Raw genomic sequence first — 22,656 nt, 5'->3', positions numbered from 1 at the left:
TTGAAATTAATTTATATTTTTAGCAATAGATAGACAACAAAAATATTTTATTAGAATTAAATAGATAAGAAATATGAAAAAATTATTATTAACATTCGTGCTTTCATTATTTGGAGTAATGTCTTTTGCTCAGATCGAAGGCAAATGGAAAACAGTAGATGATGAAACAAAACAGGCAAAATCTATTGTAGAGATCTATAAAAAGTCTGATGGGAAATACTATGGAAAAGTTACCCAACTTTTGATAAAGCCTGCGAATCCTAATTGTGTGGATTGTAAAGATGACAGAAAAAACAAACCAATTCTCGGGATGGAAATCATCAGAGGATTAAAAAAAGATGGGGATGAGTTTACAGGAGGAACTATTACAGATCCCAAAACTGGTAAAACATATAAATGTACCATCAAAAGAAGCGGAGATCAGTTAAACGTAAGAGGTTACATTGGATTATCCCTGATCGGAAGAACACAAACCTGGTCTAAAGTAAATTAATTACAGTTTAAATAAAATTAATAAACGGCATTTCATTCAAATGAGATGTCGTTTTTGCTATGTGAATAATAAAAAAATAACTATTTTTGTACTCTAATTTTTCAAAAAAATATGGCAGAATATACTTTTCGTGAAGTAATTGCACAGGCAATGAGCGAGGAAATGCGTAAAGACGAATCCATCTATCTGATGGGGGAAGAAGTTGCAGAATACAATGGTGCATACAAAGCTTCAAAAGGAATGCTGGATGAATTTGGTCCTAAAAGAGTAATCGATACCCCAATTGCTGAACTTGGTTTCGCGGGAATTTCCGTTGGAGCTGCAATGAATGGGAATAGGCCAATTGTTGAATTTATGACGTTCAATTTCTCTTTAGTAGGAATCGATCAGATTATTAATAACGCAGCGAAAATCCGTCAGATGAGTGGCGGACAATGGAACTGCCCGATTGTATTCCGTGGTCCTACCGCTTCTGCGGGACAATTGGGGGCTACCCACTCTCAGGCTTTTGAAAGCTGGTATGCAAACTGTCCGGGACTTAAAGTAGTGGTTCCTTCCAACCCTTACGATGCTAAAGGATTATTAAAAACTGCTATTCAGGATAACGATCCGGTAATCTTCATGGAATCTGAGCAGATGTATGGAGACAAAATGGAAATCCCTGAAGAAGAATACTACCTACCATTAGGAAAGGCAGATATCAAGAAAGAAGGAAAAGATGTAACGTTGGTTTCTTTTGGGAAAATCATGAAATTGGCTATTCAGGCTGCTGAAGATTTGGCTAAAGAAGGAATTTCAGTGGAGGTAATCGATTTAAGAACCGTTCGTCCGTTGGATTTTGATACTATCTTAGCTTCTGTTAAGAAAACAAATAGACTGGTAATTTTGGAAGAAGCTTGGCCATTTGCTTCCATCTCTTCTGAAATCACATACATGGTACAGCAAAAAGCATTCGATTATTTGGATGCTCCTATCAAGAGAATTACTACTCCTGATGCACCTGCACCATACTCCGCAGCTTTATTCGCAGAATGGTTCCCTAAACTTGAAAAAGTTAAAGAAGAAATCAAAAAAGCAATGTACGTTAAATAATTATAGATTATAGAGAAAAACTTCCGAAAGGAAGTTTTTTCATTTATTATATTCATGAAGAAAAATGCTGTGGGATATAAATTTAATTTAAATTTGCGCTTTTAAAATTTAAAATTGCTGATATGGCAGAAGTTACAGAAGGTGGTCACCACTTTGACATCAAGAAGCTTTCTTTTATTGGGGTTCTGGTTTCTCTGGGTATTGTTTTCGGAGATATAGGTACTTCACCGCTTTACGTAATGAAAGCGATTGTGAATGCAAGAGACGGAGGGAGCAATATGCCTTTCAATGAATATATAGAAGGAGCACTTTCCTGTATTATTTGGACATTGACGCTTCAGACCACTTTGAAATATGTAGTTATTGCTTTAAGGGCAGATAACAAAGGAGAGGGAGGTATTCTGGCACTTTTTTCATTGGTTAAAAACCTCAAAAAAAGATGGCTGTACCTAATCGCTATTGTGGGAGCAGCAGCTTTGGTAGCAGATGGAGTTATTACTCCTTCACTTACAGTAATGTCTGCTATTGAAGGTCTTGAAATATACAATCCTCATACACCCGTTGTACCCATTACAATTGGAATTCTCATTGTCATATTTGTAGTACAGCAGTTTGGAACCAGCTTTATAGGTAAATTCTTTGGCCCGGTTATGGTGATCTGGTTCTTGGTTTTAGGAGGATTGGGAATTTCTCACTTGAGCGAAAATCTTGAAATTTTAAGATCATTCAATCCCTATTATGCCTATAAGCTTATAGTGAACTCACCAAGTGCCATTATTATTCTTGGCGCTGTTTTTCTTTGTACAACAGGAGCTGAAGCACTATATTCTGATCTTGGACACTGTGGTGCGAAAAATATCAGGGTAAGTTGGGTTTTTGTAAAAATCATGCTTATTCTAAATTATCTTGGACAAGGAGCGTGGCTTTTAACGAATCATGGTAAACCTGGCTTTTCAGTTGTGAATCCTTTTTTCGGGATTATGGAAGAGTGGATGATTGTGCCGGGAGTAGTGTTGGCAACAGCAGCTGCTATTATTGCCAGTCAGGCTTTGATTACAGGTTCTTTTACCATCTTCTCCGAAGCAATGTCTTTGAATTTATGGCCTAATCAGAAAATTGATTATCCTTCAGGGGTTAAAGGGCAGATGTATATTCCGAGAATCAATTGGGGACTTTTAATCTTCTGTATCATTGTTGTTCTTCACTTTAAAGAATCAGGTAAGATGGAGGCGGCATACGGGCTTTCCATTACAGTAACCATGTTGATGACCACTATTTTATTGGTTTTCTGGCTACTAAAACACAGAGTAAATAAATTATTCATACTTGTTTTTGCGGCAGTGTATATGGCAATAGAATTAGGATTCTTTAGTGCCAATATCATCAAATTCCTTGATGGCGGTTGGATTACAGTTGTTCTTGGAGGATTTATAGGGGTTTGTATGTATGCTTGGTATAATGGTAGATTGATCAAAACCAAATTTATCAAGTTCGTTAAACTGAATAATTATGTTTCCATTATTAAGGATATGAAGCTGGACGAAACGATTCCAAAATATGCTACCAATCTTGCCTATCTGAGTAGAGCCAAAAGAAATGATGAAGTGGAATCTAAAATCATTTATTCCATCATTAAGAAGCAGCCTAAAAGAGCCGATCATTATTTTATTCTTAATATCGTCAATCAGGAAGATCCTTATACTTTTAAATATAGTGTGGATGAAATTCTTCCGGGTACCATTTATAAAGTTAACTTCCTTTTAGGATTTAAAATCGATAGAAGGATCAACGATTATTTTGATATGGTTTTAAAAGATCTGATGGCGGACGGAACTATTCCTTCCAGAAGTAGTCACCCTTCGTTAAGAGCCTACAATATTCCTCCGGATTTAAAGTATGTGATTATTGATAATACCTATATCAATGATATGCTTCTTACTGTTAAACAGAAGATTACGATGAATATTTACAACTTTGTGAAGTATATCGGAAGTGATGATTTTAAAGCTTGGGGGGTTACAACTCATAATGTAGTCGTGGAATCAGCGCCAATGACAGAAGAATGTGTGGCTGGTTCTAAAATTGAACAGGCAGAATTTATCCGTTATCATAATTAATTCTTAAACCCGGAACATCAATATCTATTTAAATAAAAATCAATAAATTTGTAGATAATTTTTTTGATGGATACAATACAAAAAGAAAAAAATATTGCTTTAATCAAGGATGTTTTAAGGAACTACCTTTTGGAAAAAGGGTTCAGAAATACACCTGAAAGATATACCATATTGGAAGAGATTTATAATATGGATCACCACTTTAATGTAGATGATCTATATCTTCTGATGATGCAGAAAAAATATCACGTATCTAAAGCAACCATTTATAACACAATTGAAATTTTCCTTGATGCCGGTCTGATCCGTAAACATCAGTTTGGAGAAAAAACCCTTACTTCTTCATCGTATGAGAAATCTTATTTTGATAAGCAGCATGACCATTTGGTGATCTACAAAAAAGATTCTGATAAAGAAATTGAAGAGATCATTGAGTTTTGTGATCCAAGGATTCAAGGGATAAAAGAAGCAATTGAAGATGCATTTGGCGTAAAAATTGATTCTCATTCGCTATATTTTTATGGCACTAAGAATGACTAATCAATGAGGCTAATTTTTTTTCTGTTAGTTTTTATTTCTGCAATGACATTTGCACAGGACACACCAAAACCTGCGCAGAGAGATCCTTATTTGCAAAACCCTGTAAAAAACCAGCCACAACAGCTGAAACCCGGTGAAAAGGTCAAAATTATTCATGCTGATTATCTAAAAAAAGATCCCAATAAATACGACGGGAACCAATATCTTTTGGGAAATGTTCAGGTAGAACATCAGGGGTCTGTCCTTACTGCGGATGAAGTTGTGATCTATAGTGAAGAAAACTTTGTTAAAGCAATAGGGAATACCAAACTTCAAAATACGGATGGTTCAGTAATTACGGCCGGAGAAATGGAGTATGATGGTAATACTCAGAAAGGAGTTGCCAGAAAAAACGTAATTCTTACTGATCCGAAACAAACGATCCGAACCGATATCATGTATTATGACAGGCTTTCCAATCAAGCTTATTTTAATACCGGAGGAACCATTTCAGACGGTCAGAATGTGATGTACACCAAGTCCGCTACTTATTTCCTTGATACCAAAATGATTGATTTCGTAGGAAATGTAAAAATAGATAGCCCGGATTATATCGTCGAAGGAGTCAATATCAAGCAAAACCAAAATACAAAAGTTGCCGAATTCTTTGGTCCGACAACTATTACCAACCGTGCCAACCCTAAAAACAGGGTATATACGGAAAGAGGTACTTATAAAATGAATACCAAAGAAGCTTATCTTAATAAGAATTCCAAGATTTTTTATAATGATAAGATTCTTACCGGAGACGATATGTATTACAACCAACTTACCGGTTTTGGAAAAGCAACGGGAAATGTAACGCTTGATGATCCGTTAGAAAGGCGGTATATCAAAGGGGGATATGGGGAGATCTTTGAAAAGAAAGACTCTGCCATGATGACGAAAAGCCCTTATGCCGTTAAAATTCTGGAAAAGGATTCCATCTATTTTGCCTCTGAAAAAATTATTTCCTATCAAAAGCCGGATTCTGCAGATGCCACCAAGAAAAAAAGCTTCCTGAGAGCGTTCAGAAAAGGAAGATTCTACAAATCCAATGCACAGGGGAGAGCAGATTCTATTGCCTTCAATGAGACAGACGGTATTTTGCATATGTATACAAAACCTATTCTGTGGAGTGGGGAAAAACAGGTTACAGGAGATAAAGTGGAAGCCTATTTCAATACGGAAACTGAAAACATAGATTCTCTAAAAGTGATCGGAAATGCCTTTGCTATAAGCAAAGTGGACTCCTTGAACAATAAAGATGAGTTCAATCAGGTAAAAGGAAAGCTAATGACGGTGTATTATGAAGGGAATAATATAAAAGAAGCAAAAGTAATTGGGAACGCCCAGTCCATTGTTTATGTAGATGATGAAAACCAACAGACTAAGCAAAAAGAAAGAATAGGGATTACCTTATCTTCTTGCGGAATTATAGGAGCATTGTTTGAAGAAAAGGCATTACAGATTATTTCATGCAGTATTGGTGCTACTTCCGATACCTATCCTATGAGTATGTTGGAACCTTCCAAAAGGAAATTTCCGGACTTCAACTGGAATACCAGGGACAGAATAAGAAAATGGCAGGATATTTTGGTTGATAGCCCGAATTATGAAGAAATAAAGTATGAAGCTGATAACACACTGTATGACAAGGCGCAAGAAGCTGTAGAGAAAGAAAAAGCGAAAGAAGAAGCCAAGAAACCTAAAAGAGTAAGAAAGTAGAATCACTATTTGGTGAATATTAAATAAATTCATCTATTTTTTTGATAAATAATATAAATCACCATTTCTGTACCCGGAAATGGTGATTTGTTTTTGGGTAAAATGGGGGTATATACTGTTAAATTTATAAATATTTCACTTTATCACTAGGAATTTTTATTCAATAAATAGTGAATGTTAAAAGGTGAATGGATTGGTGGTTTGGTTAATTATTTTTTAACTCACAGTGGAAAGACTTAGTAAATTTTAGGTGTATTATGTAATACATTACAAAATTTATAATCAGGTATTCAATATTTTCTATATTTATTTCATCAAGAAATAAAAAAAACACAACACAATGAAACGAAAAATTATTTTCTTGATTTTCATGATCTATGGTCTCAAAATCAATGCTCAGGTAGGGATTTCAAAAAGTACGTCATTCCAACCTGACTCAAGAACACAATTACATGTAAAGCAGGATAATTTTGCTGCTCGTTTACCTCGAAGCAATCTGGCTTCATTATTGCCGGCATCAGCTACAGGTACAACAGGAAACGGAACTCAGGCTTCGGTTATCTTTAACAGAGAAACAGGAAGTATTGTTCAGAACGATGGTGCAACGTGGAAAATTTCAGATCCCATTGTTACCGTCATGAAAAACAATAAAATGGCCAGGTTCGTACGCACGGGAACAGTAACTTCAAACTGTGGTACCTGTGGGTTAGCCTGTGGCTTAACTGTGAGGACGTGTACTACCCAAAATATCAATTTCACAACCAGCAGCCCCAGCTTTAACGAAATCTCTGCAAATGTTTCATTAGCTGCTGCTACCAGTAATGTAATTAATATTAATTCCAGGGGATTATATAAAATATCCTTTAAAAGTGGTGCGGTAGATATAAGCACACCATTATGTCTTGGGGTGGTTATTAATCTTCAATCTACCCTTAATCTGGAACTCAGTACCACTGCGGATCCTACATGGAGGCCTATTAATAATACAGCAAGTTCTTCTACTGCGGGAGCACTATCAGTAACTACATTGGCTCCGGGTTCTATTGATGTAGGGCAGTCTCTTGCATTTACTTACGTGGGAGTCTTTAATGCAGGAGATAAACTGAGATTAACTCTTGGGGGAACACAAAACATTGGAACGGGCGCCTGTACTGGTGTGCTTGGAGGCAATAATATGTTTTTTGCTTTAAGCAATACGGGAAATGCCGTATCAGAAATTATCATTGAAAAAATAAACATGTAATAAGATGAAAAAGATTTCAATTATTATGGTGCTGCTTTTTCAATGTGGTATCCAAGCTCAGTCTGTAATAGGCAGTAATGTGAGCAGCAATAAGAACATATTGAAAATAGTAGATGGAACAAAAGGGGTTATACTTCCTTATGCTAATATCTATACCTCTTTTCCCAAATACAATGCATCAGCAACAGATGTATTTGATGATTATCCAAATCTTGTTGGGGGCTTGATCTATAATAAGAATGATGATCAATATTATAAATACGATGGTTTTGCATGGAACCCGGCCAGACAAATACAAGGGATTAATCAATCCAAAGCTTCAAGGCTTGGTGTTTCCTCTGGAGTTACGATTCCATGTTTGTCGTTTGGAATAGGATTCTGCTTCTCAGGAAACACACCTGATTTCCTGGTCCCAGATAACAAAAGCCAGGTTCTCGTAGACAATCTTTTATTGAAGAATGCAAGTACGGTTACGATAAAGCAAAATGGTATTTATGATGTTGGTGTTTCATTAGGTTTTACTGGAGGAAGTTTTGGTTTCCAGGCCGGAATTACAGAATTTAAATTGACTTTACAGGTAAAATACACTCCTGCTTCGGATTGGGAAACTGTAGTATCCAAAACCAATTACTCTATCGTGTTTATTGTGGACACTGCGGGGAATAAGACTTCAAGTTTTTCACAGACTATCTCCTTACCCGCCGGTGCAGAATTAAGGGTTGTCCCAGAAATAAGCTCCAATGCTGTTTCAGGAGGTGCTTTGGCAGCTTATGGTACAGATACCAATAGTATTAGTTCATATATCGCAGCACGTTTAATTAAAGCTTATTAAGATGAAAAAATATATAGTATGCCTGTCGCTGTTGGTATTGAATATATACAATGCACAGGTCAACTTTACCAGTATTCCCAATCCAGATTCTAATGCCAATGGCAATGATCAGGTAATGATGTACATTACAAATACAAGTGAATCTGCGGGGATTAAAGGTTTCGGGCTTCCGGCTGTAGAAACCGATACAGATCTTCCCTATACGGGAGTTAATGCTCCGGTTACAAGAATCGAAGAGCTAAGAGGAATGCTTTTGTTTGTGAAAAGTACCGGCCAGGCCATGGTTTTTGACGGCTTGGTTTGGAGTAAAGCATTTGAAGTGGAATCAGACAATATTTCAAGATTTCAGCTTAATGCAGTTTCTACTACTTCAGGGGCAGTTTTATTGCCGATCAATTCATTAATTGACAAGCCTAATTTTTTGGCAGATCCATTAAGGCTGAAAACCAATGTTCCCACATCCGGTACCGATCTTAACAGGCTTTATATTCGGCAGACAGGGTTATACAGAATTAATTTAAATCTGAATTTTACAGGCCCCGCCGGTTCATTCAGTAACAGATTAGGAGCGAGTTTATATGTAAATGATGTAAAACGCTTTCAATTGCTGGAAAGCACTGTGAATTATGATGGAACCAACCGCAAAATTAATCTGGATTTTTCCGTATATGCGGTTCAGGGACAATATATTACACTGGAAGCTATTTCCGAAATTGGAGGAACAACTTCATACTCCGTAACAAACACAAGCTATGTAACAGTAGAAAAGGTTCTATAAACACAATTGATGACTATATTTTTTTAATATTTTGTGATTTGGTGGATCGTCCTTGAAATTTTTTAAGGGCGATTTTTTTAATCTATCGGGATAATTTCGGCGTTTGATGAATGTTTTTTAGCTTTGCTGAAATTTTTATTCCATGGGATTGCAAAAGGATTTTTTTACATATCAGGCACAAACAACAAAGTTTGCCGCCGGTTTTGAAGTTGAAAAGGCAGAAGGAAGCTATATTTTCGGGACGGATGGAAAGCAGTATCTGGATTTTGTGGCCGGAGTATCTGCTAATACTTTGGGACATTCCCATCCTAAAGTTGTAAATGCAATAAAAGAGCAAGCAGAGAAATACCTTCATGTTATGGTATATGGAGAATATGCCCAGGAAAAACCTGTAGCGTTATGTAAATTATTAGCAGAAGCTACCCCCGACCCTCTGGAAGTCACCTATTTGGTAAACAGCGGAGCTGAGGCAATTGACGGAAGTTTGAAATTAGCCAAAAGATATACTGGAAGAGAAGAAATCGTTTCATTTAAGAATTCTTATCATGGAAATACCCACGGAGCATTAAGCGTATCAGGAAATGAAACTCATAAAAGAGAATTCCGTCCGTTATTACCACTGGTAAATTTTATTGAGTTTAATAACGAAAATGATTTTAATAAAATTACTGAAAAAACCGCATGTGTAATTTTGGAAACGATTCAGGGAGCAGCAGGTTTTCTGGTTCCGGAACAGGATTATCTGAAAAAACTAAAAAAAAGATGTGAAGAAGTGGGGGCTCTTTTGATCCTGGATGAAATTCAACCCGGATTCGGAAGAACCGGAAAACTGTTTTCTTTTGAACATTTCGGAATCGTTCCTGACATCTTAGTGATGGGGAAAGGAATGGGAGGCGGGGTTCCGGTGGGTGCATTTATGAGCTCTTCAGAAATTATGGGAACATTGGCTCATTCGCCTAAATTAGGACATATTACTACTTTTGGAGGAAATCCTTTAATTGCAGCTTCCAGCTACGCTACCTTAAAAGAAGTGTTAGAAAGCGGATTAATGAATCAGGTAGAAGAAAAGGAAAAGCTGTTCAGGGAGCTTCTGGTACATCCTAAAATTAAGAATATCAACGGAAAAGGCTTAATGCTGGCGGTAAATCTGGAAAACCCGGAATACACTTTAGAAGTCGCTAAAAAATGCATGGAAAAAGGACTGATCGTTTTCTGGCAGCTCTATAGAAATGAATATCTGAGGATCTCCCCACCATTAACAATTTCTTTGGATGAAATAAAAAAAGGTTGTCAAATTATCCTGGATGTTTTAAATGAAAATTAATAATATTCCCCTTTCAAAAGAAAGGGGAATATTATGTTAAAAAAGTAAGATTTTTGCGCCTTAAAAACGACTCAATAAATATTTGAAAATCTCTGATAAATATCATGCATATTATATAAAAAAGTAAATACATTTTTGTGTAATAAAAAAATTAATTTATATATTGCGTGACGATTAAAACAAAGATTATATGGCGAAACATAAAGTCCATTACGAGTTTCCAATGCACTGTCTTTCAGAAATTTTATATGAATATCTAGCCACTGCAGAAGGATTGTCAGAATGGTTTGCAGATGAGGTTGTAGAGAAAGGTGATGATTTCTATTTTAGCTGGGGAGGCGGGCCTGCCGAGAAAGCCACTTTAATCCGATATAAACCTGAAGGTTTTGTACGTTTCAGATGGGAAGAAGATGAAGGAACCAAAAACTTCTTTGAAATGACTATTGTTATTGATGATATTACTGAGGACCTATCTTTAAACATCACAGATTTCTGCGATGAAGGGGATGAAGAAGAAAATGCAATGTATTGGGAAAACCTTATCGAAAACCTCAGAATAAAATTAGGAGCTGCTTAAGAGCTGTGAAACCAAACGATTAAACTGATGAACGATTTATCGTTCATTATTTTTTTATCAATAAATCAAATTATACTTTGGAAAATCAATATTTTACATCGGACGGATTACAGGTGAAGAATAGAGCATTCTTATTTGGGGATGCAGTCAAAGCTTCATTTTTTATAAGAGATTCCAAGCTTATCATGGATGAAGAATGCTATTTTTTCTTAATGGCTTCCATGAGAAAAATGAGACTGAATATTCCATTAACCTATACCTTGGAATACTTCCAGTCACTTTTTAATACAGAAATTATAGAAAGCAAAGGAATAAAGAATGGGATTATCAATTTCCTTGTTTTTAGGAATTCAGATGGTCTTACGCTTTCAAAATCATCCGTGTCTTATTTCTATGAAGTAGATGAAATGGATGATGTTCTGGCGGTTCATTCAAGGTTATTGGAATTAGATCTGATAAAAGAAATTAATGTCAACAACAACCTGCTAAGCAATATCAGGGTTCACTGCCCGGAAAATATTTATGGAAGCATTTATGCTCAGGAAAATGATCTGGATGATGTTATTTTATTGAATCCTAATAAAAGAATAGCGCGTTCAACCTTTGGAAACTTGTTGTTTTTAGAAGGTGATGTGATCAAAATTCCAAAACAATCAGAAGGAGCGTATATTTCTCCTTTACTGGAAAATTTTGTCACTTTTTTACATAAAAATAATCTTGCAGATATACAGGAACATGAGATTATTGCTTTTGAATCTCAAAAAGCAGAAGAGATATTGCTGGTTTCTGATGAAAAAGGCATATTTTCTGTTGGTAAGATAAGAAACAAGACTTTCGGGAATTCACGGTTTTCTGAACTGGTGGAAGATTGGAAGAAAAGTTTTTAAAAAAAAATTGACAAACCCGGTAAACAACAAAGTTCCAAAAGTCCTTTACCGGGTTTTATTCTGAGTAAATCAGAAATTGTTTTTTAGGTATATTTTAGTATTCGTTGAAAAAATCTACGAATTTCTGTGCAATTTCTTTTTGTCCTTTTTTGCTCGTCAAGTAATCCCTGTCTTTAGTATTGTTAAGATAGCCAAGTTCAACCACAACGGCAGGAGCCTGTGTTTCTCTCAGGATATGCAGATTACGCTCTGTAATATTGCATTTTCCTAATTTATTGGTAATATGTGTTGCTATTTTTTTAGATTCTTCGGAAGATTGTACAAAAATTTCGTGTCCTTGTTTGGAAGTTTCTGTTTCAGGTGTTGAGTTCATATGTAAGGAAATAACCATTACAGGGCTCAATTCGTTGATTTTTTTTGTTCTGTCAGAAAGAGTTTTGTACTCATCAGAATCTCTTGTTAAAAAGACCTCATACTTTTCCTGTGATTCATTGATTTCATGAATCTGCTCTGCAATATCAAGCACGATTTGTTTCTCGGAAAAATTAGTATGGGTTGCGCCAAGATCGCTACCACCATGTCCGGCATCAATTACAATATACTTCTTTTTAACAGGTGTAAAGGATAAAAATGCTGTTGAAAAAAGAGATAAAGCAAGTAATTTGAGTGCTTTCATTTTCGGTGATTTTTGGTTTATCAAATAACGGAAATTCTTTTTTTAAAATTGGTTAAAGCAATCTTAAAATTTGTTAATTATATAAATTGCCTTGATCAAAATAATAACAGCCTTTAATTCAGTGAAATATCTTCAGGTGAATTGGCCCAAAGAAGATATTCTCCACCCAGGTTTTGCATGATGGATTTCCATAAAGTCTGATCATTCGGTAGTGTATAATCTAAATTATAAATATCCACTACCGTCCACATTTTTCTCTGAATTTCATTATCAAGCTGCATGGCAGACCATCCAGAATATCCTGAGAAGATTTTTACATCGCCAATCTCAAGCTCATGATTTAGAATAGAGTTGATGATATTTTCGATGTCCTCTGTTAAATAGAATTCTTCTGTAATTTCAGTATAGGCTTCGGTTACTTTTTTCCCTTTCACAATAAAGAAAACTTTATCATTTTCCACAGGGCCGCCATCATATACATCAATCTTAAATTCAAAAAAGTTTTTAAACCGGCTACTCATCTGGCTGTTTTTCTTATTCAATATTAATCCAAATGCGCCACTTTCGTTATGGTCAATAACCAAAACAACAGATCTGGAAAAAATGTCTCCGGAAATATCAGGGGTGGAAATTAATATTTTACCTTTGTATGAGTAATTCATACTCAAATTTAATAAAAAATATTTATGGAAAACCTTCACGATAAAAGAAAAATCTATGCTAAATCTCAACTTATTGAAAGTGAGATAAAACAAAATCCACTGGAACAGTTTAGGGACTGGTTTTTGGATGCGAGTGAAGATCCATCTGTATCTGAAGCCAATGCTATGGCGATTTCCACTGTAGAAGAAGATGGTTGTCCACGCACCAGAATGGTTCTACTGAAAGCCTATACTCACGAAGGATTTATTTTCTATACGAATTATGACAGCAAAAAAGGAAAGGCCATAGAACGAAGCCATAAAGCCTGCCTGCATTTTTTCTGGCCCAGTCTGGAAAGACAGATCATTATAAAAGCGGAATTGGAAAAAGTGGCAGGAAATCTTAGTGATGGATATTTTCATTCAAGACCAAAAGGAAGCCAGCTTGGCGCAGCAGCTTCACCGCAAAGCCAGGTAGTTCCGGACAGAGCGTTTTTGGAAGAAAAACTAAAACAATTGGAGAAAGAATATGAAGGTAATGAAGTTCCAAGACCAGCAAATTGGGGTGGTTATCTTGCAAAGCCTTATGAAATTGAATTCTGGCAGGGAAGACCTAACAGATTGCATGACAGAATTGTTTATCAGTTGGAAGGATTTGATTGGAAAATTTCCCGCTTAGCCCCTTAGATATTGAGAAAAATCCTTAAATAAAAAACCTCATCCGTGAAGATGAGGTTTGATTTTTTCTAATCTGAATGATTATTTTTTCTTAGCCCCTGAAACTGCGTTTGAAAGATCAGCTCCAGCCTTGAATTTAGCAACTTTTTTAGCAGCAATCTTGATTGGTTTTTTAGTTGCAGGGTTGATACCTTGTCTAGCAGCTCTCTCAGCAACTGAGAAAGTTCCGAAACCTACTAAAGAAACTTTTCCGTCTTTTTTCTTTAAAGTAGAAGTTACGTTAGAAATAAAAGATTCTAAAGCAGCTTTAGCTGCAACTTTAGTAATTCCTGCATCTTTTGCGATTGCGTCGATTAATTCAGACTTGTTCATAATTTTTAATATTAAAGTTAGTTGTAATTAGAGCAAATATAATACAATTTTCTAATTGTGCAATTTTTTTATTAAAATTTGTGTAATCCTTTTGATTTTTAATGAAAACGGTTGAAATATGATAATTTAACTTTTCACGAAAAATCTACGTTACCCGTCACTAAAATCGTGCCAAATGCTTATGTGTATTGACTTTAGCAAAAAATGTAAATTATTTTTTACGTTTATTAAATTCTAAATTTAAGTAAAATCTGTCAATGCTTTTGTTGATATGGTTGTTAATTCTACAAGTAAAGTTCAAAAAAATTATTTTTAATAAAATTAAATGTCTGTGTTTCTGATAGTTTTAAAATCAGTCTAAAAGCTCATTTTATAAATTTTTATTAATAAATTTGCAGCATGTTAATAGAAGTTTTCAAGTCTAAAATTCACAGGGTGAGAGTAACAGCCTCTGACCTTAATTATATTGGGAGCATAACGATCGATGAAGATCTTATAGAAGCAGCGGGTTTAGTAGTAGGAGAAAGGGTTTATATCGTGAATGTAAATAACGGAGAGCGGTTTGATACTTACGTTATCAAAGGAAAAAGAAAGTCCGGTGAAGTTTGCCTGAACGGTCCTGCGGCAAGAAAAGTACAGAAAGATGATATCATTATTATCATTGCCTACGCGCAGATGACCCCTGAAGAAGCTAAAAACTTCCAGCCTAAAATTGTTTTTCCTGACGAAAAAACAAATCTTCTTACCTAATTCATGGAGAAAAAAACACCCAATCCATTAAAATCTGTAATTACCATTATAGTTTCGCTTGCTTTTGCAGGCTTTTTTTTGTGGCTGGCTCTGAAAGGGCTGGATTTTGAAGTCATCCGGAAATCTCTTGCTAAAGCCAATTACCTCTGGGTAGCTTTTGCCGCTGTTTTTGGGCTTTTGGCCTATTGGTTCCGAGCGATCCGATGGAATATTTTGTTGGAGCCGATGGGGTATAAAATCTCAGATTCCAATGCACTCTGGTCCATTTCCTTTGGGTATTTAATGAATCTTACCATTCCCAGAAGTGGAGAAGTGGCGCGGGCTACGGCTTTGTATGGAGTGGAGAAGGTCCCCGTTGACAAATCTTTTGGTACCATTATTCTGGAAAGAGTAGTGGATCTGGTTTGTATGCTTGGATTTTTAGGATTAACGCTGGTTTTCAAATATGATGCTATTTTATCATTCTATGAACATTCCGGAGTCCAGATCAATCCTAATAAAATATTAATTGCCATTGCAATTGTAATCATAGGTACTGTTTTGTTTTTTGCCTTTAAAAAAAAGCTGGCAAATGTCCCTCTGCTTGGAAAAGTTATTGGCTTTATTGATGGAATTTTCCAGGGCTTGGCAACTATATTTAAATTGAAGCAAAAGTTTAAATTTATTGTATACACCATTGCTATTTGGATCTGCTACTATCTTGCAGCATACCTTGTCTGCTTCTCTCTTCCTGAAACATCTGATTTTACCATTGCAGACGGGTTCTTTATTATTGTTGTTGGAACATTGGGAATGATTATTCCTGCTAGTGGCGGTATTGGAGCTTTCAACCTGGCTATGAAATACGGATTTATGGCTTTATTTATCTCAATGGGGAAAAGTGCAGAATTCGGAGGCGAAATGGGACTTACTTATTCTTTTATTTCCCTTCCACTACAGATTGCTATTATGCTGACAATGGGACTTATTTCTATTCCAATGCTGACCAAAGCAAGAAATAAAGCAGTAGCGGAAAATTAAGAGGACATTGTAATTTGAAGATTCCAAGAAGAGATATCCTTAAGTAAAGAAATTTTAAAAGGCTGGTTTCTGAGAAACCAGCCTTTGTATTAATCTTTCAAGTTTAATTCCATTTGAATGTTGCAACGTTTATAAGGTGTCTCTCTTCCGAAAACCTGTTGAAATCCCAATTTATAATATAAATTGATGGCTGGTTTTAATTTGGTGTTACTTTCCAGGAATATTTTTGAAGCTCCCAATTCTTTCGCTTTTTCTGCAATTGCTTTTCCTAATAGCCAGCCAATATTTTTTCCCTGTGCTTTTGGAGAGACCGCCATTTTTGCCATTTCATAGCCATAATCGGGATCATTCATTTTAATCAGAGCACAAACTCCTACAGGTTCGTTATTGTAAAGTGCGACAAGGATTTTTCCACCTTTATCTAAAATATACTCATTAGGATGATCCAGTGCTTTATGGTCTGCTTCTTCCATTTCAAAATAAGTGGAAATCCATTCTTCATTCAACGCTTTGAAAGCTTCCTGATATTGCGGTTCGAATTCTACAATTTTGACATCCTTGCTCTCGCGTTCTTTTTTCTGTTCCTGAACTCTCTTAAACAAAGATTTTTGTTCCAGCAGATGTTCCCATTCCCTGATCGCTTCCCAGAGATTGTGTGAGGCTTCATTCAGCATCAGTTCAACAGCTGCATCAATGTCTGCACATTGGATCTTTATGGTTTCGGAAAGAGCTTTTCCTTTTTCTGACAGTCCTACAACATTTCTACGCTTATCTTTGGATTCAATCGTATCATTGATGAGACCAGCTTTGGTCATTTCTTTTACAATTTTGGTAACCGAAGGTTGAGAATGGCCAATTTCCTCCGCAATTTCCGTTATCGTCTTTTCGCCTTCTTCAGAAAGTAAAAAGTATACGGGAAACCATTTTGGAATAAAACCGTCTATTTTATACATTTCATAAATCTTGGCAGCATCGTCGGTCATTTTAGCAGTTAGTATTCTCATTCTGCTGCCCAATGCCATTTTTCCGGTTTTCTCAAAAACATTCATAACTATAAAATTAATTATATAACTAGTTATTCAAATATATACATTATTTTAATTCTGACAATAATTTTAAAACAAAAAAAGCTTCCGATTATTCGAAAGCTTGATTATATTATCCAAATGCTCTTTTCAGAAGGCTTTCCACTTTAGGTTCGCTTCCTCTGAAATTTTTGTAGAGCTCCATCGGATCTTTGGTTCCTCCCGAAGAAAGAAGCACTTTATATTTAGCGGCAATTTCAGGATTGAAAATTCCATTTTCTTTGAAATACTGGAAGGCGTCTGCATCCAGAACTTCTGCCCATTTGTAAGAATAATAACCTGCAGAATATCCTCCCTGAAAAATATGTGAGAAGCTTGGGCTCATTGCTGTTGCAGGATTCACCGGATAAAGCTGGGTAGCTTTGGTATATTTGTCTTCAAAGTCTTTCACGCTTTCTTTCTCCAACTCTCCAACTCTAGTGTGATAGTTCATATCCAGTAGTCCGAAACCTATTTGTCTCAAAGTCTGGTAACCTTCCATGAAATTTTTAGACTGCTCGATCTTTTCAATTTTTTCATCCGGAAGAACTTCACCTGTTTTGTAATGTTTAGCAAATGTCTTCAGAAATTCAGGTTCGTAACAGAAATTTTCAAGGAATTGAGACGGTAATTCCACAAAATCCCATTTTACGGAAGTTCCCGAAAGAGTTGGATATTGTGTGTTGGCCAACATTCCGTGAAGCGCATGACCAAACTCGTGGAATAAAGTAGTCACTTCCTGGAAAGTCAATAAACTTGGAGTATCTTTTGTCGGTTTGCTGAAATTACAAACGATGGAAATATGAGGACGTGAGTTGTCACCGTCTTTTTTATATTGGTTCTTATAGCTTGTCATCCAGGCTCCGGCTCTTTTTCCTTTTCTTGGAAAATAATCCACATATAGCAAAGATTTGTATTCACCGTTTTCCTTTACTTCATAGGTTTTTACATCTTCATGATATTTAGGAATGTCATTTCTTTCTTCAAAAGTAAGTCCAAAAAGCTTGTTGGCCAATCCAAAAACGGCATCCTGGACCTGGTTCAATGGGAAATACGGCTTTAGCTCTTCATCATTGAAATCATATTTCTGTTTACGAAGTTTTTCTGCATAAAAAGCATGATCATAGCTTTGCATTTCATCAATTCCGTCTGCTTTTGCCAATGCTTTCAGCTCATCAATTTCTTTATCTGCATAGGGTTTGGCTTTCGTTAAAAGCTCATTTAAAAAATCAAGTACTTTAATCGGAGATTTAGCCATTCTCTCTTCCAGAACATAATCTGCATAGTTTTTATAACCTAATAATTCAGCTTTTTGTTGTTTTAAAGCAAGCAGTTCTTTAATTAAATTTTGATTATCAAACTCACCCCCATCAAAAGATTTTTTACCATTGGCTAAAGCAATTTCCTTTCTCAGCTCGCGGTTTTCTGCATAGGTCATAAAAGGAATGTAGCTTGGGTATTGTAAAGTGACAACCCAGCCCTCCAGATTTCTTTCTTTAGCCTCTTCCGCATATTGCTCGATGATAGGTTCAGGAATTCCATTCAGGTCTTCCTTATGAGTAATATGTTTGAAATAAGCATTCGTAGAAGCCAATACATTTTGTCCGAACTGTAAAGATTTTAAGGAAAGATCCATATTGATCTTCTTTAATTTTTCCTTGTCTTCTTCATTCAGCAAAGCGCCACTTCTTACAAAACCTTTATAGGTTTCCTTCAATAGCATCTGTTGTTCTTCATTAAGACTATATTTTTCCTTTTCGTCATATACTTTTTTGATCTTATTGAATAAAGCTTCGTTCTGAGAGATCTTGGAAGAATATTCCGTTAAAATAGGAGATACTTCCTGAGCAATCTGCTGAAGTTCATCACTGGTTTCGGCAGAATTCAGATTGAAAAATATATTAGAAACCACATCTAGCTGTTCACCAGCATAAGCTAATGCTTCTATAACATTCTCGAATGTAGGCTCTTCCGGATTATTAACGATATTCTCTATTTCCTGTTCGGATTGTTGAATCAGTTGTTTAAAGGCCGGAAGATAATCTTCATTTTTAATTTGAGTAAAAGGTGCTGAGTGATATGGAGTATTAAATTTTTCGGTTAAAATGCTCATTTTTTTAATTTTATTTCATGTAAATTTAACAATTCTACGGAGTTCACGGCTGAAACGACTCAAAAATAATGCCTGAATGGAAGTTGTGACAAAAAGTTTATTATGCAATAATCTTGTCCTATGCAAAGAGGAGATGCAGAAGGAATAATTAATTTTGACCCAACGAAAAGATTACAATTAAACCTTAATATATTAAACTATGAAAACACTTTTAAAAATTATCGGGATCATTATCCTTTTAATCGTTGCTTATGCAATCATTGCAATGTTAGCTTTCAGTAAAGATTATCACTTTGAAAAATCGATAGTCATTAATGCTCCGAAAGAGAAAGTATGGCAGCATGCAGGCTCTTTAAAAGGATTTAATACCTGGAATCCGTTTGCAAAAGCGGATAAAAATGTAGTCATTACCTACTCCGGAACCAGTGGACAGGTAGGGGAATCCTATCACTGGAAAGGAAATGATCAGGTAGGAGAAGGGGAACAAACAGTTGTTGAATCTGTTCCTAATGAAAAACTGACAAGCCAACTTCATTTTATCAAACCTTGGGAAGGAGAGGCCAAAGGAAGCTTTATCTTAACACCGGAAGGAAACGGAACAAAAGTAACCTGGGCTATGGATAACGAGCTTACACCAATGATGAAACTGATGAAGCCTATGATGGATAATCAGATGGGCAAAATGTTCGGTCAAGGATTGGAAGATCTGAAGAAATTATCTGAACAGTAAAATATAAGCCTTGTCATTGTACAAGGCTTTTTTAATAGAAAGATATTAACATCTTTATAATTGTACATAAAACTATTTTAGGGATTCAATAATTAAAAAATAAAATTATTATCTTTATATAAAGAATAGATTTATGGAGAAGACAGTATTTGAAAAAAATGACATCAGGAACTATGTGAAGAAGGTGATCGCAGAGAAGATTGAGAAGCTGAAAAACTTCATAGAGTTTACTTTGGAAGCCAGCCGCGATATCAAAAAGACCCCAAAATATGACAGTATGAGAGAAGAGATGCAGGAGGAGATTTATCAGATGCAAAGGCAATTGGGTGCTTTGAATGACCTTCAGAGAAATATGTCAAAAGTTTTAAATAAAACCACCGGAAGAGTACAGCTGGGTTCTTTGGTTATTACCAATAAAGCCCGTTTTTATATATCCGTATCATTAGGCGAATTCTTTTTCGAAGGTGACCGGTTTTATGCGATCTCTCCCGAAAGTCCAATGGCTAAAAAAATGATGGGGATGGAATCCGGAGACTCTTTTACATTGAATAACATTCATCAAAAGATTGTGGAAGTGTTATAGAATTGGGAAAAGGGATTAGAGATTTTTTGATAGATCAGTAAGCGCTAATTTTGCAACTATCAACTCAACTTTTTCGTAATTTTGTCTCTATGAATAAAGCAGAAGTTTTAAAACAAATCATAGAGCAGAGAAGAAGCATTTTTCCAAAAGATTATTCTGAAAACGAAATACCGCAGGAAGTCATTGACGAAATTTTACATTCCGCATCACTGGCACCCAATCACAAACGTACCAAACCATGGCGTTTCAAGATCTTCAAAGGTGAAGAAAAGGTAGCATTAGCCTCAGAAATGCAGGCCATCTACAAGGCCACTCAACCCGAACAGCTTTTTTTAGAGAAAAAATATCAGGATATCGGCTTTAAAATCAATAAAGCGGATGTAGTCGTTTCCATTGTTGTTAATTTTAGCGGAATGGTTCCTGAATGGGAAGAAATTGCTGCCGTATCAATGGCGGTCCAGAATATGTATTTGACCTGTACTGCCAATGGAATAGGATGTTACTGGAGTTCTCCAAAATTGGTGGATCATCTGAAAGATTCTTTGCAGATAGAAGAAAACCAGAAATGTTTGGGGCTTTTCTATATGGGAGAGATCCATTAGTTATGATAAACAAGTTTATTTTTATTACTGAAGTGATAATTAATTGTTGTTTGAAAGCTCGATAAGAGATGTTGTTATTTCCTCAATGGTCATCACTTCGGTATTGAATTCGAAATGTGCACTCTGCAGCAACAGGGGCTGAATATTTTCAAAATTCCAGATAATTTCACTGCGTTCTTCGGATGTTTTTCCATACGGATTAGAAGTTCTTCCGGCAATTCTGTTAAGTATTGTTTCAAGAGAGGCGGAAAGTAAAATAATATAATCAAAATACGGGTACAGATTAGTCTGATTGGAACAGCAGCCTGATACGAAAATAGAAGACGTAAGAGGTTGGGTAAGTAAGTTTTTTATTGGGTCTTCCTTTAATATCCATTCAGAAGCCTCTTCCGATAATGAAATTTCCTTCCAGTTGCCATAATCCGTATCAATTGCTGTAAATCCTTTGTTTTGAAGATTCCGGATGATAGATGACTTCCCGGTTCCGGACATTCCCGTCAAGTAAATACGTTTCATTTCAATAGATATTTTTTTAAATATAAGCATAATAGCGTGTATAAATGATCACCCCATAATAATTATTACATTTTGCATTGATACATTGGAAATTTTATATATCTTTGCACTCTTAAATATTTAACCGGGACGAGTTCCCCTAAAATTCAAACATTATGTCAGTAAAAATCAGATTACAAAGACACGGTAAAAAAGGTAAACCTTTCTTCCACATCGTGGTTGCAGATTCTAGAGCTAGAAGAGATGGTAGATTCATCGAGAAACTAGGAATTTACAACCCAATTACTAACCCTGCAACTATCGAGTTGAACGTTGATTCTGCTGTACAGTGGTTAAACAACGGTGCTCAGCCAACTGATACTGCTAGAGCTATCCTTTCTTACAAAGGTGCACTTTACAAAAAACACTTACAAGGTGGTGTTGCTAAAGGTGCTTTTGATGAAGCTGAGGCTGAAAAAAGATTCAATGCTTGGTTAGAAGCTAAAGAAGCAAAAGTTCAAGGTAAAGTTGACGGTTTAGCTAAAGCTCAGGCTGATGCTAAGAAAGCGGCTCTTGAAGCTGAAGCTAAAGTAAATGAAGCAAGATTAGCTGCTGCTGCACAAGCTGAAGCTGATGCTAAAGCTGCTGAAGAAGCTGCAAACGCACCTGCTGAAGAAGTTGCTGAAACTGAAGCTACAGAAGGAGAAGCTCCTGCTGCTGAAACTGAAGAAAACACTGAAGCTTAAGAATCAACCTGTATGCGTAAAGAGGATTGCTACTTTTTAGGTAAAATCACACGCAGACATGGTCTTTCGGGGAATGTTATCCTGAAACTGGATACAGATCAACCCGAGCTTTACAATAAACTGGAATCAATATTCGTTGAAATCAACGGATTATTGGTTCCTTTTTTTATTGAAAAATCTTCCTGGAGCAAATCTGATGCTCTGAACATTTTCTTTAAAAACTCCTCTGAGGCAATGGTAGACCAGGTATTAGGGAAAAGCGTTTATCTGCCGCTTGCTACACTGCCTAAACTTTCCGGAAAACAGTTTTATTATCATGAAGTGATCGGTTTCACGATTCTTGATGAAGAAAATAATAGCTGTGGTGAAATTGAATCCATTAACGATCAGACGGCTCAACATTACTTCCTGTCAAGATTAAACGGGAAAGAAATTGTAGTACCTATCATCAAAGACTGGATCCTTGAAGTGAACAGAGAAGAAAAATTCATCAAAATGCAACTTCCTGAAGGCTTGATGGATGTGTTTTTAGTTCCTTCCAAAAAAGACGAATAAAT

The 22,656-nt window shown here is 35.8% G+C and carries 25 protein-coding genes; 19 read left to right on the top strand and 6 right to left on the bottom strand.

All coding sequences use genetic code 11. The features are described from left to right. Nucleotides 1-73 precede the first annotated feature (73 nt). The 11 genes from EGI05_RS06965 to EGI05_RS06915 all read left to right on the top strand — a co-directional run bounded on the left by EGI05_RS06965 (nt 74) and on the right by EGI05_RS06915 (nt 11,629). Nucleotides 74-493 carry a DUF2147 domain-containing protein gene (locus EGI05_RS06965; RefSeq protein WP_123262310.1) on the top strand — a complete coding sequence of 140 codons (420 nt, stop codon included), beginning with the start codon at nt 74-76 and terminating at the stop codon, nt 491-493. 111 nt (nt 494-604) lie between these two features. After that, nucleotides 605-1,585, top strand: coding sequence for a pyruvate dehydrogenase complex E1 component subunit beta (locus tag EGI05_RS06960; protein ID WP_123262309.1), 981 nt, complete (start codon nt 605-607; stop codon nt 1,583-1,585). Nucleotides 1,586-1,707: 122 nt separating this feature from the next. Further along, a complete protein-coding gene (locus tag EGI05_RS06955) occupies nt 1,708-3,702 on the top strand; it encodes a KUP/HAK/KT family potassium transporter (RefSeq protein WP_123262308.1) in 1,995 nt (664 codons plus the stop codon). 66 nt (nt 3,703-3,768) lie between these two features. Continuing rightward, nucleotides 3,769-4,242 (top strand): Fur family transcriptional regulator, encoded by a 474-nt coding sequence (locus EGI05_RS06950; protein ID WP_034709941.1) that lies wholly within the window; start codon nt 3,769-3,771, stop codon nt 4,240-4,242. 3 nt (nt 4,243-4,245) lie between these two features. Next, a complete protein-coding gene (locus EGI05_RS06945) occupies nt 4,246-5,988 on the top strand; it encodes an OstA-like protein (RefSeq protein ID WP_123262307.1) in 1,743 nt (580 codons plus the stop codon). A 340-nt stretch (nt 5,989-6,328) separates the two neighbouring features. Then, entirely contained in the window at nt 6,329-7,231 is a 903-nt protein-coding gene (locus EGI05_RS06940; protein ID WP_123262306.1) for a hypothetical protein, read from the top strand. A gap of 4 nt (nt 7,232-7,235) precedes the next feature. After that, nucleotides 7,236-8,063, top strand: a complete 828-nt coding sequence (locus tag EGI05_RS06935) for a hypothetical protein (RefSeq protein ID WP_123262305.1) — start codon at nt 7,236-7,238, stop codon at nt 8,061-8,063. Nucleotide 8,064: 1 nt separating this feature from the next. Further along, nucleotides 8,065-8,841, top strand: coding sequence for a hypothetical protein (locus EGI05_RS06930; RefSeq protein WP_123262304.1), 777 nt, complete (start codon nt 8,065-8,067; stop codon nt 8,839-8,841). A 142-nt stretch (nt 8,842-8,983) separates the two neighbouring features. Then, complete coding sequence (locus EGI05_RS06925; protein WP_394337975.1) at nt 8,984-10,165, top strand: aspartate aminotransferase family protein; 1,182 nt, start codon at nt 8,984-8,986, stop codon at nt 10,163-10,165. A 190-nt stretch (nt 10,166-10,355) separates the two neighbouring features. Beyond that, nucleotides 10,356-10,742 carry an START-like domain-containing protein gene (locus EGI05_RS06920; RefSeq protein ID WP_121460200.1) on the top strand — a complete coding sequence of 129 codons (387 nt, stop codon included), beginning with the start codon at nt 10,356-10,358 and terminating at the stop codon, nt 10,740-10,742. A 77-nt stretch (nt 10,743-10,819) separates the two neighbouring features. Further along, a complete protein-coding gene (locus EGI05_RS06915; RefSeq protein ID WP_123262303.1) occupies nt 10,820-11,629 on the top strand; it encodes an aminotransferase class IV in 810 nt (269 codons plus the stop codon). A gap of 94 nt (nt 11,630-11,723) precedes the next feature. On the opposite strand, the gene EGI05_RS06910 is transcribed toward EGI05_RS06915, so the two are convergent. Continuing rightward, nucleotides 11,724-12,305, bottom strand: coding sequence for an N-acetylmuramoyl-L-alanine amidase family protein (locus tag EGI05_RS06910; protein WP_123262302.1), 582 nt, complete (start codon nt 12,303-12,305; stop codon nt 11,724-11,726). Nucleotides 12,306-12,418: 113 nt separating this feature from the next. Further along, the gene (locus EGI05_RS06905) at nt 12,419-12,967 is read right to left on the bottom strand and encodes a YqgE/AlgH family protein (RefSeq protein ID WP_123262301.1); all 549 of its coding nucleotides are present in this window, start codon (nt 12,965-12,967) and stop codon (nt 12,419-12,421) included. A 24-nt stretch (nt 12,968-12,991) separates the two neighbouring features. Between EGI05_RS06905 and pdxH the strand changes: the two genes are divergently transcribed. Beyond that, nucleotides 12,992-13,633 (top strand): pyridoxamine 5'-phosphate oxidase, encoded by a 642-nt coding sequence (gene pdxH / locus EGI05_RS06900; protein WP_123262300.1) that lies wholly within the window; start codon nt 12,992-12,994, stop codon nt 13,631-13,633. Between the two features lie 72 nt (nt 13,634-13,705). Here the strand turns inward: pdxH and EGI05_RS06895 are convergent, their stop codons facing one another. Beyond that, nucleotides 13,706-13,996 (bottom strand): HU family DNA-binding protein, encoded by a 291-nt coding sequence (locus EGI05_RS06895; protein ID WP_047097388.1) that lies wholly within the window; start codon nt 13,994-13,996, stop codon nt 13,706-13,708. Nucleotides 13,997-14,395: 399 nt separating this feature from the next. Between EGI05_RS06895 and panD the strand changes: the two genes are divergently transcribed. Both panD and EGI05_RS06885 read left to right on the top strand, forming a co-directional pair. After that, nucleotides 14,396-14,746, top strand: coding sequence for an aspartate 1-decarboxylase (panD, locus tag EGI05_RS06890; RefSeq protein WP_123262299.1), 351 nt, complete (start codon nt 14,396-14,398; stop codon nt 14,744-14,746). A gap of 3 nt (nt 14,747-14,749) precedes the next feature. Then, the gene (locus EGI05_RS06885) at nt 14,750-15,766 is read left to right on the top strand and encodes a lysylphosphatidylglycerol synthase transmembrane domain-containing protein (RefSeq protein WP_123262298.1); all 1,017 of its coding nucleotides are present in this window, start codon (nt 14,750-14,752) and stop codon (nt 15,764-15,766) included. A gap of 89 nt (nt 15,767-15,855) precedes the next feature. Here the strand turns inward: EGI05_RS06885 and EGI05_RS06880 are convergent, their stop codons facing one another. Both EGI05_RS06880 and EGI05_RS06875 read right to left on the bottom strand, forming a co-directional pair. After that, complete coding sequence (locus tag EGI05_RS06880; protein ID WP_123262297.1) at nt 15,856-16,815, bottom strand: bifunctional helix-turn-helix transcriptional regulator/GNAT family N-acetyltransferase; 960 nt, start codon at nt 16,813-16,815, stop codon at nt 15,856-15,858. Nucleotides 16,816-16,924: 109 nt separating this feature from the next. Further along, the gene (locus EGI05_RS06875; RefSeq protein WP_123262296.1) at nt 16,925-18,943 is read right to left on the bottom strand and encodes a M3 family metallopeptidase; all 2,019 of its coding nucleotides are present in this window, start codon (nt 18,941-18,943) and stop codon (nt 16,925-16,927) included. Between the two features lie 199 nt (nt 18,944-19,142). On the opposite strand from EGI05_RS06875, the gene EGI05_RS06870 reads away from it, so the two are divergent. The 3 genes from EGI05_RS06870 to EGI05_RS06860 all read left to right on the top strand — a co-directional run bounded on the left by EGI05_RS06870 (nt 19,143) and on the right by EGI05_RS06860 (nt 20,858). After that, the gene (locus EGI05_RS06870) at nt 19,143-19,673 is read left to right on the top strand and encodes an SRPBCC family protein (RefSeq protein WP_123262295.1); all 531 of its coding nucleotides are present in this window, start codon (nt 19,143-19,145) and stop codon (nt 19,671-19,673) included. Between the two features lie 133 nt (nt 19,674-19,806). Beyond that, nucleotides 19,807-20,256: a hypothetical protein gene (locus tag EGI05_RS06865; protein WP_123262294.1), complete on the top strand. Its 450-nt coding sequence runs from the start codon at nt 19,807-19,809 to the stop codon at nt 20,254-20,256. 89 nt (nt 20,257-20,345) lie between these two features. Further along, nucleotides 20,346-20,858, top strand: a complete 513-nt coding sequence (locus EGI05_RS06860; protein WP_123262293.1) for a nitroreductase family protein — start codon at nt 20,346-20,348, stop codon at nt 20,856-20,858. A gap of 39 nt (nt 20,859-20,897) precedes the next feature. Here the strand turns inward: EGI05_RS06860 and EGI05_RS06855 are convergent, their stop codons facing one another. Continuing rightward, nucleotides 20,898-21,374, bottom strand: coding sequence for an AAA family ATPase (locus tag EGI05_RS06855; RefSeq protein ID WP_166668303.1), 477 nt, complete (start codon nt 21,372-21,374; stop codon nt 20,898-20,900). 155 nt (nt 21,375-21,529) lie between these two features. Here EGI05_RS06855 and EGI05_RS06850 point away from each other — a divergent pair, with 155 nt between their 5' ends. Both EGI05_RS06850 and rimM read left to right on the top strand, forming a co-directional pair. Beyond that, nucleotides 21,530-22,099 (top strand): 30S ribosomal protein S16, encoded by a 570-nt coding sequence (locus EGI05_RS06850; protein WP_123262291.1) that lies wholly within the window; start codon nt 21,530-21,532, stop codon nt 22,097-22,099. Between the two features lie 12 nt (nt 22,100-22,111). Continuing rightward, the gene (rimM, locus tag EGI05_RS06845) at nt 22,112-22,654 is read left to right on the top strand and encodes a ribosome maturation factor RimM (protein ID WP_123262290.1); all 543 of its coding nucleotides are present in this window, start codon (nt 22,112-22,114) and stop codon (nt 22,652-22,654) included. The last annotated feature ends 2 nt before the right edge of the window (nt 22,655-22,656 follow it).

It is taken from the genome of Chryseobacterium daecheongense (genome assembly GCF_003729955.1).
GTDB classification, from domain to species: domain Bacteria; phylum Bacteroidota; class Bacteroidia; order Flavobacteriales; family Weeksellaceae; genus Chryseobacterium; species Chryseobacterium daecheongense.
The sequence above is the reverse complement of the archived record's forward strand: the minus strand, read 5'-3'. Positions and strand labels throughout refer to the sequence as shown.